Origin of the sequence: Streptomyces sp. NPDC006134 (genome assembly GCF_040628835.1) — a bacterium.
GTDB lineage: Bacteria > Actinomycetota > Actinomycetes > Streptomycetales > Streptomycetaceae > Streptomyces.
The window spans coordinates 92662-107155 of the sequence record NZ_JBEXTV010000013.1 but is presented as its reverse complement, the minus strand read 5'-3'; the positions used below and the strand labels follow the sequence as shown (position 1 = coordinate 107155).

7 protein-coding genes are annotated in these 14494 nt (G+C 76.2%); 2 read left to right on the top strand and 5 right to left on the bottom strand.

The window, feature by feature from the left end; translation table 11 throughout:
- Positions 1–99: 99 nt before the first annotated feature.
- From ABZ340_RS11350 to ABZ340_RS11330, 5 genes are all read right to left on the bottom strand, one after another.
- A complete protein-coding gene (locus ABZ340_RS11350; protein WP_358781512.1) occupies positions 100–2364 on the bottom strand; it encodes a CDP-glycerol glycerophosphotransferase family protein in 2265 nt (754 codons plus the stop codon).
- Positions 2365–2705: 341 nt separating this feature from the next.
- A complete protein-coding gene (locus ABZ340_RS11345; RefSeq protein ID WP_358781511.1) occupies positions 2706–3656 on the bottom strand; it encodes a carbohydrate ABC transporter permease in 951 nt (316 codons plus the stop codon).
- Positions 3653–4936: a sugar ABC transporter permease gene (locus ABZ340_RS11340; RefSeq protein ID WP_358781542.1), complete on the bottom strand. Its 1284-nt coding sequence runs from the start codon at positions 4934–4936 to the stop codon at positions 3653–3655. Before ABZ340_RS11340 ends, ABZ340_RS11345 begins: the two co-directional genes overlap by 4 nt.
- A 67-nt stretch (positions 4937–5003) precedes the next feature.
- On the bottom strand, positions 5004–6416 hold the full coding sequence (locus ABZ340_RS11335) for an ABC transporter substrate-binding protein (RefSeq protein WP_358781510.1): 1413 nt from the start codon (positions 6414–6416) through the stop codon (positions 5004–5006).
- A gap of 304 nt (positions 6417–6720) precedes the next feature.
- Positions 6721–10629, bottom strand: coding sequence for an FHA domain-containing protein (locus ABZ340_RS11330; RefSeq protein WP_358781541.1), 3909 nt, complete (start codon positions 10627–10629; stop codon positions 6721–6723).
- A 510-nt stretch (positions 10630–11139) separates the two neighbouring features.
- Between ABZ340_RS11330 and ABZ340_RS11325 the strand changes: the two genes are divergently transcribed.
- Complete coding sequence (locus ABZ340_RS11325; protein WP_358781509.1) at positions 11140–12888, top strand: serine/threonine-protein kinase; 1749 nt, start codon at positions 11140–11142, stop codon at positions 12886–12888.
- Between the two features lie 175 nt (positions 12889–13063).
- Positions 13064–14308, top strand: a complete 1245-nt coding sequence (locus ABZ340_RS11320; RefSeq protein WP_358781508.1) for a serine/threonine-protein kinase — start codon at positions 13064–13066, stop codon at positions 14306–14308.
- Positions 14309–14494: the final 186 nt, after the last annotated feature.

Genomic DNA, 14494 nt, shown 5'->3' with positions numbered 1-14494 from the left:
GGCGGCCGGGCCGGCCCGCCGGCCGCCGGATGGGCGGCCGGGTCGGAGTGGGCCGCGACGAGCTGCGGGGCATGCGGACTCCCGAAGGGACAACGGCGGTCAGAGGCTCTCGGTGACGGTGTGGGGACCGGCGGGTTGCGGCACGGTGGCGGGCGGGACACCCGCGGCGGACGCCGCGGCGCCCGGGACCGGCCGCCGGGCGGCCGGCGGCACGAGGGGCGGCAGGTCGCTCTCCCCGAGCACGACCTGCCGTACGACGCGTTCGGCGACGCGCCCGTCGTCGTACGGGCAGAAACGCTCGCGGAAGGCCCGGCGCAGCTCGGCGGCGCGCGCGCCGCGCCAGTGGCCGCCGGTGAAGACGTCGGCCAGCTCGTCCTCGCTGTGGGCGACCGCGCCCGGCGGGCAGGAGCGCAGGTCGACGTAGGCGCCGCAGGCGGCCTCGAACGCCTCCCAGTCACCGGCGCACAGGACGATCGGCCGGTCCAGGACCGCGTAGTCGAACATCAGGGGCGAGTAGTCGGTCAGCAGGACGTCCGAGGCCAGGCAGAGCGACTCCACGCGCGGGTGGCCGCCGACGTCGATGACGCGGTCCGTGCCGGGGACGAGCGGGCCGCCGTACGGGGAGCGGGAGCGGGCCAGCACCACGAAGTGCGGGCCGAGGCGGCGCAGGACGCGCCCCAGGTCGAGGCCGGGGCGCCGGGAGCGGCCGTGGTGGCCGGGGCCGGCCGGCGCGTACAGGATCGCGACCGCGCCCTCGGGGACGCCGAGCACCGAGCGCAGCCGGGCCACGTCCGCGGCCGTCGCCCGGTGGAAGACGTCGGTGCGGGGACGGCCGTACTCCAGCGTGGTGTAGCGGCCGGGGTGGACGCGCTGCCAGGTCAGGGTGGAGTGGCGGTCGGCGGACACGACGTGGTCCCAGGTGTCGGCCTCGCGCATCAGCCGGGCCGCGTCCGCGTCGCGGGCCGCCGGGTGCCGGAGGAGGTCCAGTCCGGTGTGCCGCACCGGGGTGCCGGGCGGGATGTGGACGACGATCTGGCCGCGGCGCTTGGCCAGGCGGCCGTCGAGGTGGGTGTCGTGCACGACGTACCGGGAGCGGGCCAGCGCCGTGAGGGCGGCGGCCGTGCCCGGGGTGAGGCGGCGCGGGCCGGGCGGGAGGGTGTGGTGGAGTGCGGGAGGGGCGATCCAGGCGGTGCGCACGTGCGGGGCGAACTCGCGGAACGCCTGCTCCAGCGCGCCCGGGTGGCCGCCGTAGCCCCGGCCGTCGTGGGTGAGGAAGACGGCGCGGTCGGCACGCACGGGCAGGAGGCGCTGGAGGCGGTGGTGCAGCCGCAGGGCGACGGCGCGCAGGGCCCGCAGGAGGGCGGCGAGGCCCTTCGGCACGCCGCGCACCAGGGCCGACGTCCGGCGCAGGGTCCGGTGGGTGCGGTGCAGGCCCAGACGGAGCAGGGCGTGGCGCAGGCGGGCGCGCGGCCCGGTGGCGGCGCGGGGGACGCGGTGGCGGCGGCAGTGGTCGCGGGCCCGGCGCAGGAACTCGGCCCGCACCCCGCGCGGGAGGAGGCCGGGCCGGTCGGCCAGCGCCGCCAGGTGGCCGGCCATGCGGCGGTACAGCACCGGCCGCCAGTGCTCCAGGCCCGGGTCGGAGTCCAGGAACGCGAAGAGGCGGTCGTACTGCGCGAAGACGTCGAAGTGGTGGGCGCCGGGCGTGGCCAGGGCGTCGCCGTAGCGGCGCCGCCGGTGGTGCACGCACACCCGGTCCAGGGTCGCGATCGACTCCGCCCGCAGCAGCACCGGGCAGCTCCACGGCGTGTCCTCGTAGTGGCCCGGCGGGAAGGCGAAGCCCTCCCGTACGACGAACGCGCGGCGGCAGACCTTGTCCCAGGCCGGGGCGGGCGGCGCCAGCAGCCCCGGGCGGTCGGCCAGGCGGAACGGGGCCGGGCCGGTGCCGGCCGGCCGGGCGGCGGCGTCGTCGTCGCGGACGGGCTCACCCGTCCAGTCCACCCGCGCCCAGCCGTGGACCAGGACGTCCGGCCCGCCGGTCTCCCGCAGCCGGGCGGCGACGGCCCGCAGCGCGCCCGGGGTGAGGGTGTCGTCGCCGTCGAGGAAGAGCAGGTAGTCGCCCCTGGCCCGCTCCAGCCCGGCGTTGCGGGCGGGGCCCGGGCCCTGGGTCCGCGGCAGGTGCACGGGCCGTACGCGCGGATCGCGGGCCGCGAACTCGTCGATGATCTCGCCGCAGGCGTCCGGCGAGCCGTCGTCCACCGCGATCAGCTCCAGATCGGACCACGACTGGGAGAGCACCGATTCCAGGCATGCGTGCAGATACGCCTGGACCTGGTACGCGGGGACGATGACACTGAACCGGGGCACGGGGACATCCATGGGTCGTCGCGGGCGTTCGGCCCGGGAACGGCCAATGGAGTGACGGGGTTACGGCTCCTACGGCTTACGGGGGACCATACGGGGGATACGGGGGATACGGGGGATACGGGGGGGATAGGGGGGGATACGGGGGATACGGGGGATACCGGGGATACGGGGGCGGCGGGAAACAGGCGGTGCGGGTACGGCGGAGCGCGGCGGCACGAATGCGGCGGAGGCGGCGGCACGAATGCGTCGGGGGCGGCGGCACGAATGCGTCGGGGGCGGCGGCACGAATGCGTCGGGGGCGGGCCGTGGCCGGCCCGCCCCCGACGGCGCTCTGTCACCGCCTACTTGACCGCGCCCGCCATCACGCCGGACACGAACTGCCGCTGGAACGCGAAGAACACGACCAGCGGGATCACCATGGAGATGAACGCGCCGGGCGCCAGCACGTCGACGTTGTTGCCGAACTGCCGTACCTGCGTCTGGAGCGCGACCGTGATCGGCTGGTTCCCGGAGTCCGTGAAGATCAGTGCGACCAGCATGTCGTTCCACACCCACAGGAACTGGAAGATGCCCAGGCTCGCGATGGCCGGCCCGCCCAGCGGCATCACCACCCGCGCGAACAGCCGCAGTTCGCCGGCGCCGTCCAGCCGCGCCGCCTCCAGCAGCTCCTTGGGGATCTCCGCGAAGAAGTTCCGCAGCAGGAACACCGCGAACGGCAGACCGAACCCGACGTGGAACAGGATCACGCCGACGATCGAGCCGAACAGGCCGATCTTCCCGAAGAGTTCGGCGATCGGGATGAGCGCCACCTGCACCGGCACCACCAGCAGCCCGACCACGCCGAGGAACCACCAGTCGCGGCCGGGGAACTCCATCCACGCGAACGCGTAGCCCGCCAGGGAGCCGATGACGACGACGAGCACGGTCGCCGGGACCGTGATCAGCGCGGTGTTGACGAGCGAGCCGGTGATGTCGCCGTTCTGCAGGAGCTGTTCGTAGCTCTCGAACGTCAGCCGGGACGGTTCGGTGAGCACCTTCCACCAGCCGTCGGCCGCCATGTCCTGCGGGGTGCGCAGCGAGGACAGCAGCAGGCCGATCGTCGGCATCAGCCAGAACAGGCCGACGATGAGGAGGAACACGCGCACCAGGCCGCCGCTGACGCCCTGTGCGAGGCGCGCGCCCAGGGACCGCTCCGCCGTGACCGGCCCCGCCCCGGCCGCCTTCGCGACCGCCCCGGACCGTTCCTGCGCCTGTGTCCGTGCCTGTGCCTGCCCCTGTTCCTGTGCCGTCATCGCCGTACCTCCCGCCTGAGCCGACGGATGTTGAACCACATCACCGGGATGACGAGCAGCAGCAGGAACACCGCGATGGCGCTGGCGATGCCCGGCTGGTCCACCGCGAAGCCCTTGCGGTACAGCTCCAGGGCGAGCACGTTCGCGTCGTCCTGGGAGGAACCGGGGGCGATGATGAAGACCAGGTCGAACACCTTCAGCACGTTGATCATCAAGGTGACGGTGACGACCGCGAGGACCGGCGCGAGCAGCGGCACCGTGATCTTGCGGAACACCTGCCACTCGCCGGCGCCGTCGACCCGGGCCGCCTCCAGCAGCTCCCGGGGGACGCCCGCCAGGCCGGCCGCGATCAGTACCATCGCGAAGCCCGCCCACATCCACACGTACGCCCCGATGATCGCGGGCGTCACCAGCGACGGGCCGAGCCACTCCAGGCCGTTGTAGGGCTCCTTGAAGTTGTCGGCGGGCAGCCGCAGCAGCGCCCCGTCGGCCGCGGCGGGCAGCGTGAACGTGCCGTCGGCGGCGGCCTTCGCCGACGCGACGACCTCACCGTCCTTGACGGCCTCGATCCTCATGCCGGGGTAGCCCAGCTCGGAGGCGTCGACGCCGCCCAGCGTGCCCACGCCCTTGCCGCGGGTGAAGTCCTGCCAGGTGGTGCCGGTGACCTTGCCCGGCTCGGCCTCGGGCGCCGCGGCCCGCTTCGCGTCGTCGGGCATCACGTCGGGGGCCACGCCGACCAGCGGCAGCATGACGGGCTCGCCGGCGCGGACGGGCTCCTTGGTGACGAACGCGCCGCCGCCCGCGGCCTCCAGCGGCGACTGGCGGCCCGGGTGCGCCTTCGGGAACGCCGACGACTGCGCGAACGTGTCGTGCACGCCCACCCACACCGCGTTCGCCACGCCCTTGTCGGGGTCCTGGTCGTACACCAGGCGGAAGATGATGCCGGCCGCCAGCATCGAGATGGCCATGGGCATGAAGACGACCAGTTTGAAGGCCGTGCCCCAGCGCACCCGTTCGGTCAGCACCGCGAAGATCAGGCCGAGCGCGGTGGAGACCGCCGGCGCGAACACCACCCAGACGATGTTGTTCTTCAGGGCGGCGCGGACGCCGTCGTCGGTGAACAGGGCCCGGTAGTTGTCGAATCCGGCGAAGCCGTCGCCGGACTGGTCGTAGAAGCTGCGGACGAGCGAGTACCCGATCGGGTAGACCACGAGCGCGCCGAGCAGCACCAGCGCGGGCAGCAGGAACAGTGCCGCCACGGCCTTGCGGGTGCCGGTCACGCTCTTGCGCGACTTGGGGGCGGCAGGGGCCGGCGGGGCCCCTGCCGCGCTGGCCGGCGTCATCGCGTCAGCCTCCGTAGGCGGCGGCCGCGTCGGCCTCCAGCTTCCGCTGTGTGCCCGCGACGTCCTTCGGGTTCTTCAGGAAGTCCTGAAGGGCCTTCCACTCGCCCTTGCCGGGGGTGCCGCCGAAGGCCTGCGGGGCCTGGTCCGACATGTCGAAGCGGAAGTCGTCGCCGGCCGCGATCAGCGCCTCGGCGATCTTGCGCTGCACGTCGTTGGGGTACGCCGACGTGTCCACGTTCTTGTTCGGGGAGAGGTAGCCGCCCAGCTTCGCCTGGATCGTCGCCGCGTCGGGGGAGGCCAGGAAGGTGGCCAGGGCCTGCGCCGCCTTGGAGTCCTCCAGGATCACGGCCGCGTCGCCGCCGGAGACCACCGGCGCGGTGTCACCGACCGCCGGGAACGGGAACACCTTGGCGTCCGTGCCGACCTTCGCCTCCGTCTCGCCGATGTTGACCTGCACGAAGTCGCCCTCGTAGACCATGCCCGCCTTGGGCTGGTCGCCGCCGGTGAAGGTCTGGGTCACCGAGGCCGGGAACTCCGTCTGCAGCGCGCCGCGCGGGCCGCCCGCGAGGTAGTCCTTCTTGCCCCAGATCTCGGCGAGGGTGGTCAGGGCCTCCTTCACCGAGGGGTCCGTCCACTTGATCTCGTGCCTGGCCAGCTGGTCGTACTTCTCCGGGCCCGCCTGCGAGAGGTACACGTTCTCGAACCAGTCGGTGAGGGTCCAGCCCTCGGCGCCGCCGACGGAGAACGGGGTGACGCCGGAGTCGTAGACCGTCTGGGCGGTGGTCAGCAACTCGTCCCACGTCTTGGGTTCCTGGGCGCCGGCGTTCTCGAAGACCCGCGCGTTGTACCAGATCAGGGACTTGTTGGCGGCCTTGTAGTACACCCCGTACTGCTTGCCGCCGACCTTGCCGATGTCCTGCCAGCCCTGCGAGTAGTTCTCGCCGAGCTCCTTGAGCGCCTCGGCGCCCAGCGGCTTGGCCCAGCCCTTGTCGACGGCCTGCTTGATGGCGCCGGGCTGCGGCAGCATCGCGATGTCCGGCGGCTGACCGCCCGCGATCTTCGAGCCGAGGAAGTTGATGATCGGGTCCTGGGCGGGGACGAAGGTCACCTTCGCGCCCGTGCGCTTCTCGAACTCCGCGAGGACCTTCTTGAAGTTGGCCTGCTCGGTGCCGGTCCAGACGGCGGCGACCTCCAGGGAGGCGCCGTCCAGCTTGGGGAGGGTGACGGAGGCGGCCGTCTCCTTGCCGCCGCCCGGCCGCGCGCTCTCCTTGCCGTCGCCGTCGCCGTCGCCGCCGCCGCACGCGGTGAGCGAGAACGCGAGCGCTCCCGCGGCGAGGGCGGTCACGGCCCGGGTGCTCCTGCCCGTGGTCCCGCCTGTGGTCCTGCGTGTCCGGATGGTGCTGCTCGTGGTGCGCATCACTGCCCCGTTCTTCGTTCCTCGTCGAACGTTCGGCGCTCTTCCGTGCGCTCTGTGTACGCCGCGGGAGTTGGGGGCGGCAAGAGCGCGACCGGGGTCCGGCGAGAGATCGTGATGCCCTCGTGACCAGGCACGGGCGCGCCACGGCCCGGGCGGACACCGGCCTTGCGTCGGTGGTGCCGCCGGCCTTGCGTCAGCGGTGTCGCCGGCCTTGCGTCAGCAGTGTCGCCGGCCTCGTGTCAGTGGTGCCGCCGACGCTCGCATCGGGTGCCGTCCGCGCTCGTGCCGGCGGTGTGGCCCGCGCTCACATCAGGGGTGCCACCACCGCCGCCGACACTTCCCGCGCCGCCCGCTCCAGCGCGCTCGCCAGCAGCGCCAGATCCGTCGGGCCGTTGCCCAGCTCCCGCACCGGGCGCCGGGCCGGCGGATCGCCCATGCGGTGCCACTCCAGCGGTACGACGGTGGGGCGCAGGGTCGCCGTCCGCGGGATGCGCCCGGTCACCCGGCCGCCCTGGAACGGCACGGTCCGCTCGTCCGCGCGGGCCAGCCGCCCCCGCCCCGGCGCCGGCTCGTCCGGCCCCGGCACCGGGGCGTCCAGCGTGACGCGCAGGGCCGCCCGGCGGGCCGGTTCCGACTGCGCCGTACGGTCGTCGGGGCCGGTGGCGGCCACCAGGTGCACGCCGAGCCGCTCGCCGTCCCGCGCGACGGCCTCCAGCGCCCGCATCACCGAGCCCGCCGCGGGCCGCCCCGGCGAGCCGAGCGCGGGGGCGACCAGGGCGTCCAGGTCGTCCACGACCACGATCAGCCGGGGCAGCGGCGGCGCCGCGTCCTCCGCGCGCCGCCGGGCCGCCCCCGGGCGCAGCCGCAGCGTCGTACTGGGCGGGGTGTCGAGGTCCCCGGCGCCGGTGACCCCGGTGGCCGGGGGAGAGCCCGGCGCCGTGCGCTGGGCGACCATCCGGCCCGACACCTCGCGCCGGGTGTGCCACTCGGTGAAGTCCGACCGCCCGAGCAGCTCGGCGCGCCGCTTCAGCTCCGCGCTCAGCGACTGGGCGAACTCCCGCATCCGCACCGGGTCGTTGGCGGTGAGATGCGTGGTGACGTGCGGTACGTCCGTACAGACCCGCAGCCCCTCGCCGGCTTTGCCGCCCGCCGCACCCACGCCGTCCCGGCCGTCGATCAGGACGATGCCGAGGCGGTCGGGCCGCTCGGCGGAGGCCAGCGAGGCGACGACGGCCCGCAGCAGTTCCGTACGGCCGCTGCCCTGCGGCCCCTCGATCAGCAGGTGGGGTCCCTCGGCCGCGAGGTCCACGCCGACCGGGCCGCGCGGTCCGGCGCCCAGCACGGCGTGCGCCCGCCCGCCGAGCGCCGCCGGGTCGTCGGCCGCGGCGGCCCACCGTGCCATCAGCGACGCCGGAGTGGCCCGCGCGAGCCCGAGTTCGTCCAGCAGCCGGGAGGCCTGGGGCAGCGGCGCGGACACGCGCGCGTGCCGGGCGCCCTCGGCGCCGTCGGTGCCGTCCGTCCGCAGCGGTGCCAGCGCCCGCGCGAACCGCTCGGCCCACGCGGGGGAGACGGCGTCCACGGTGGCGACGGTGCCGTGGCCGACCGGGCCGGCCGGGGCCCCGCCCGTGCGGGCGACGCGCAGCAGCCGCAGGGCCGTCGCCACGTCGCCGCTGAGCAGCGCCACGGCCCCGCACTCCCGGAAGACCGGCGAGGCCGCGCAGGCCGCCTCGTACGTGTCCGCCACCGGGGACGCCGGGGACGCGGCGGGGGTCTCGGCGAGGCACACCAGGTGGATGCCGGCCCGCGGCCCCTCCAGCGCCAGCCGCGCCAGCGCCTCGCGCACGTCGGCGGAGCCGGGGTCCCCGTCGACGACGACCACGGTGTACGGGCCGGGGAAGGGGGTGGGGGACGCGGAAGGGGATGTGGAGGAGGACGCGGGGGAGGACGCGGGGGAGGACGCGGAAGGGGTGCCGGTCGCGTGGGTGCCGCCGGGGGCGTCGGCGGCGGCTGTTCCCGGGGGCCCGAAGGTTCCGGTGGTCCAGCCGGTCGCGGTGGTTCCGCCGGTGCCGGCGGAATGGCTCGTCCCGCCGGGCCCGCCGGGCCCGCCGGTCTCGCCGTCCGCGCGGGCCCACGCGGGGCGCCGGGCGGGGCTCCGGTCCCGGCCGGGCGGCGGAGTGCGGTCCTCGGCCCCGCCGAGGTCACCGGACATATCTGGCATACCTGGCATACCCGGCATGCCCGCGGTGCCGCCCGGCGTGCCGGGGCCGCCGACGCCACGCGTTCCGCCCGGTGCACCGGAAGCACCGGAGGTACCGGATGCGCCGGTTCCGGCGGGCCCGCCGTACGTGGCGGCGGTCGGCTGGGCGGGGATGGCGGGTGCGGGTGCGGGTGCGGGTGCGGGCGTGGATGTGGGCGTGGACGTGGTTCCGCTCGTGGGCCGTCCCGAGTCCGTGAGGTGGTCCTCCAGGCGCCGCAGCAGTTCCTGGGCGCGGGCCGCGGCCTGCTCCCGGTCGTGGGCGAGCAGCAGACGGCAGTCCTGGCCGTGTCCCGGGCGCACATGCGGCAGCCAGCCCAGCCAGGACCACTCCGCGGTGCGCTCCTGGAGGGGACGGGCGCCGTCCGCGCTGATCAGGACGATCTCCAGGACGTCGGGGGAGTGCAGCGCGGCGAGCTGGGCCAGCACCGCGCGCGCCAGCCCGGCGAGCCGCGCCCGGGGCCCGGCGAGCCCCAGGGACCCGACCTCGCGCAGCCCGGCGGTCACCGGTACCGCGGGCAGCAGCCCCGAGCCGTCGGGCGCCGCCCGGTCGGCCGTGCCGAGCCGGACGGCGAGCGCCTCGGGATGCCCCGGCCCGCGTTCCCACAGCCGCGGCCCCGGTCCCAGGGCCGTCAGCAGCAAGGAGGCCGGGTCCGGCCAGGTCTCCGGCGCCGGGGAGGCGACCGACGGGGCCTTCGCGGCCCCGGCCGCGTCCTCGCCGTACGCCTCCCGCCCCGTGGCACCGGTTTCGCCGCGTCCGCCGGTCAGGCGCCGTGCCCACGCCGCGAGGCCGCCGCGTCGCCGTACGCCCGGCGGCACCTCGGTCCCCCTCGGCGGCGTGCCCTTGCGCGCCGTGCCGTCCGTGCCCGGGTCCATGACACCGGAGACACCGGAGACATCGGTGACACCGGAGGCGCCGGGGTCGTCGGTGGGGAGCGCGTCGGAAGAACGTCCCGCGTGCGTGTCGCCCGCGCCGGGCACCGGCCGCGGCACGGCCCCCGGTGCCGCCGCGCGCGGCGGGTGCGCCACCGGCCCCGTGCCGTGGTTCTCGATCCGCGGTGCCCCGCCCTGGCCGGGGACGAGCGGCGGCGCGACCGGGCCGCCGTGTCCCTGCGCGCCCGCCTCGCCGGGGCCGTGGCCGGCCGGGCCGTAGGCGTGGTGGGTCCGTCCGGCGGGGTCCGCCGGGCCCCCGGCGGGACCGCCCGCCCCGTCGGGCACGCGCGCGTGCGCCACCTCCCCGCCGCGGGCCGCCGGGCCAAAGGCGCCGCCCGTGCCGTCCTCCGGGCGGGACAGCCGCACATGGCCCTCCCCGTCCGGTGTCGTCCCGGTCCGCGTCCCGGTCCCCCGGGCCGCCGGGACCAGCCGCAGCGCCGACTCCCCGATCCGCAGCAGCGCCCCCGGCGCGAAACGGACCGGGTGGTCGCCCACGCGGGCGCCGTCCAGGGTCGTGCCGTTGGTGGAGCCGAGGTCGGCGACCGTGACCCGGCCGTCGGCGGCGACGGTCACCGCGCAGTGCATCCGGGAGACGTCGGGGTCGTCGAGCGGGACGTCGGCGTCGGCGGAGCGGCCGATGTGGACCCGGCCGCCGTGCAGCAGGTGGACGCCGCCCGCGTCGGGGCCGGCGACCACGTGGAGCCGGGTGGGGGCGTCGGCCGCCTCGGGATGGGGCTCGGGGTCGCCCGGGGCGCCCACGCAGAGCACGGCGCCGTCGATCAGCGGGGGCTCGCCCAGCGTGCAGCGCTGTGCGTCCAGCCGCTGCGCACCGGCGTACAGCACGGGGGCGCCGGAGCCGGAGCCGTCACCGCCCGGGACCGCCGAGGCCAGCGCCGACGCGACCGCGGCCAGGGCCGTGCCGGCGGGCGCCGTCACCAGCACGTCACAGCTCGCGGCGCCGCTGTGCGCCGATGGCGCCGATGGGGAGGGGCCCAGCGGGTCTACGACGGTCAGCCGGATCTGCATCGCCGTCAGCGGTCCCTTCTGCGCGGGCACCCGCGGACCGGGGACGAAGCCACCTGACGCGGTCCCCCACCGCGGACTTCCCCCACCGCCCCACGAGCGCGTCGGCCAGTACTGGAGGGCATCCTCGCACCTGCCGCCGACAACGTGTCCGCCGACCGCCGCCAAATGATCTTGATTGGTCTGCTCTGACCGTAAAAATGCCCGGCGAGTGCCGCGGTGGTGATCGGACGGCGGTGACTTGAGATCGGTCACGTCCGGGTCCGGCAACCAATGGACCGGGTCGGGCGTCTTCCCAGGGCACGCGGGATACCGGGGAAAGGCGGCGGCGAGCCGTGCGGGAGGCGCGGGAAGACGACGGCCTGTGCGGCGCGGGGCGGCACTACAGTGGGTCGGAACCACCCCGTGGCACCCCGGCACGACGGACGGCACGACGGACAGCACGATGGTTCGCACGGTTCGCATGGACCACGGTGCACGGGCCAGCCAAGCAAGCAACAGGGAGCGCATGACGTGCGGCCGGTAGGCAGCAAGTACTTCCTCGAGGAGCCGCTCGGCCGCGGCGCCACGGGGACCGTCTGGCGAGCCCGCCAGCGGGAGACCGCGGGCGCCGAGGCGGCCGTGCCCGGACAGCCCGGCGAGACGGTCGCGATCAAGGTCCTCAAGGAGGAGCTCGCGAACGACGCCGACGTCGTGATGCGCTTCCTGCGGGAGCGGTCCGTGCTGCTGCGGCTGACCCACCCGAACATCGTCCGGGTCCGCGACCTGGTCGTCGAGGGCGACCTGCTGGCGCTGGTCATGGACCTCGTCGACGGCCCCGACCTCCACCGCCACCTGCGCGAGAACGGCCCCTTCACGCCCGTCGCCGCCGCGCTGCTCACCGCGCAGATCGCCGACGCGCTCGCCGCCAGCCACGCCGACGGCGTCGTCCACCGCGACCTGAAGCCGGCGAACGTCCTGCTCAAGCAGGACGGTGACCGGCTGCACCCGATGCTCACCGACTTCGGCATCGCGCGCCTGGCCGACTCGCCCGGCCTGACCCGCACCCACGAGTTCGTCGGCACGCCCGCGTACGTCGCGCCGGAGTCCGCCGAGGGCCGCCCGCAGACCTCCGCCGTCGACATCTACGGCGCCGGCATCCTCCTCTACGAGCTGGTCACCGGACGCCCGCCGTTCTCCGGCGGCTCCGCCCTGGAGGTCCTGCACCAGCACCTGAGCGCCGAACCGCGCCGCCCCTCCACGGTCCCCGACCCCCTCTGGACGGTCATCGAGCGCTGCCTGCGCAAGAACCCCGACGAGCGGCCCGGCGCCGAGAACCTCGCCCGTGCCCTGCGCGTCGTCGCCGAGGGCATCGGCGTGCACGCGAGCGCCGCGCAGATCGCCGCCGCCGAGAACGTGGGCGCGCTCCTCGCCCCCGACCCGGCGCCCGCGCCCGTGCCCGGCACCCCCGGCGCCGCCGACCCGACGCAGGTCCTGCCGCAGAACCCGAGCGGCGTGTACGACCCCAACGCCGCCACCAGCGTCCTGCCGCACACCGGCGGACCCGACGGCTCCGGCGGCCCCGGCGGAGACGCCGACCCCACCGCCGTCCTGCCGCACCGGGGCGCCGCCGACCCGACGGCGGTCATGCCGCCGGTGCCCCCGGGGCAGCAGCAGGGCGGACCGGGGCAGCCCGGGCAGCCGGACGAGCCGCACCCCTGGCAGAACCAGCTGCGGGCCGCCCGCGACCGCAACGAGCAGACGCAGATCCAGTACCTCGACCCCGACGAGGACCCGCTGCGCCGCCGCCCCCAGCGCCAGGTCGCCCGGCCGCAGCAGCAGCCGCCGCGTCCCGCGCCGCGCCGCCCCCAGCAGGGCGGATACGGCCATCAGCAGCCGTACGCGACTCCGCAGCCCCAGCAGCCCCCACAGCCCCAGCGACCGCCGCAGCCCCAGCCGCAGCGGTACGCCCCGCCGCCCCCGCCGCCCGCGCCGGAGCCCCGGCGGCCCGCGCGGGAGCCCCGGCCGCCGAGGCAGCGCAGCGCCAACCCGATGCGCATCCCCGGGCTCGGCTGCCTGAAGGGGTGCCTGTTCACGCTGGTCATCCTGTTCGTGGCCGGCTGGCTGGTGTGGGAGCTGAGCCCGCTGCAGGAGTGGATCGGCACCGGCAAGTCCTACTGGCAGCAGATCAGCGACTGGGTCGGCGACGTGACCGGCTGGATCCAGGACCTGGGCGGCGGCGACACCGGCGGCGGCACGAGCGGCGGCACGGGCACGGGCTGACCTCGGCGCGGGCCGACACCGGCGCCCGGACCGAGGCGCCGGTCCCGCCCCGTCCCGGCCCGCCCGGCGAGTCTGGTGATTTGTCGACAACCAGCGGGTGATTTCCGCCTCCCCGGTGAAGGCCGGCTCCCCGGACGCGTAGTTTTGTCGGCAACACGCGTCGGTAGGAGCAGACTTGGCACGGAAGATCGGCAGCCGGTACACCGCCCACCAGATCCTCGGACGGGGCAGTGCCGGCACGGTGTGGCTGGGCGAGGGACCGGAGGGCCCCGTCGCCATCAAGCTGCTGCGCGAGGACCTCGCCTCCGACCAGGAGCTCGTCGGGCGCTTCGTGCAGGAGCGCACGGCCCTGCTCGGCCTGGAGCACCCCCACGTCGTCTCCGTGCGCGACCTGGTCGTCGACGGCAACGACCTCGCCCTGGTCATGGACCTGGTCCGCGGCACGGACCTGCGCACCCGCCTGGACCGGGAGCGGCGCCTGCCGCCCGAGGCCGCGGTGGCGATCGCCGCCGACGTCGCGGACGGGCTGGCCGCCGCGCACGCCGCCGGGGTCGTCCACCGGGACGTCAAGCCGGAGAACGTCCTGCTGGACATGGAGGGCCCGCTGGGACCCGGCGGCGCGCACCCCGCGCTGCTGACGGACTTCGGGGTGGCCAAGCTCATCGACACCCCGCGCCGCACCCGCGCCACCAAGATCATCGGCACGCCCGACTACCTGGCCCCGGAGATCGTCGAGGGCCTCCCGCCCCGCGCCTCCGTCGACATCTACGCCCTGGCCACGGTCCTGTACGAGCTGCTCGCGGGCTTCACCCCGTTCGGCGGCGGCCACCCGGGTGCCGTCCTGCGCCGCCACGTGACCGAGACGGTCGTCCCCCTGCCCGGCATCCCGGACGAGCTGTGGCAGCTGATCGTCCAGTGCCTGGCCAAGGCCCCGGCCTCCCGGCTGCGCGCCTCGGAGCTGGCCGCGCGGCTGCGCGAGCTGCTGCCGATGCTGGCCGGCATGCCGCCGCTGGACGTGGACGAGCCGGGCGCGGAGACCGCGGAGGAGGCTCCCGAGGAGCCGCCCGCCGGGCCCGCCCCCGCCGGGGAGCCGGTGCCGCGGCGGGGCGCGGTCCCGCTGGTGCCGGGCTCCAGGCCCGCCGACGCCAACCGGGACACCCACACCTCCATGCGCGTCCCCGGCCCCGACGAGCTGGCCGGCGGCGCCCGCGGCACCGCCCGCGCCCCCCGCACCGCCGGTGCGCCCCGGCCGGGCTCCGCCCGCAACCGGGCCGCCACGCGGCGCCGCCGGGCGGTGCTGGGCGCGGGCGCCGTGGTGCTGGCGGCGGCGATCGGGTTCGGCGCCTGGGCGGCCACGGGCGGCGAGGACGGCGGCACCGGCACCGGGGACACGGGGAACTCCGCCCCGGCGTCCCCCTGAGACACCGGCCGCCCCTGAGACACCGGCCACCTCCGGTGGCCTGGCGGTCCCGGTGGCCTGGCGGACCCACCCCGGCCCAGCGGGACCCCCACCCCGGCCCAGCGGGACCCCGGCCCCGGCGGGACCCGCGGCCCCGTCCCTGCCCTTGTGAGTGCCGTCACCCGGCGCCCGTCGCCTGGCGGAGCC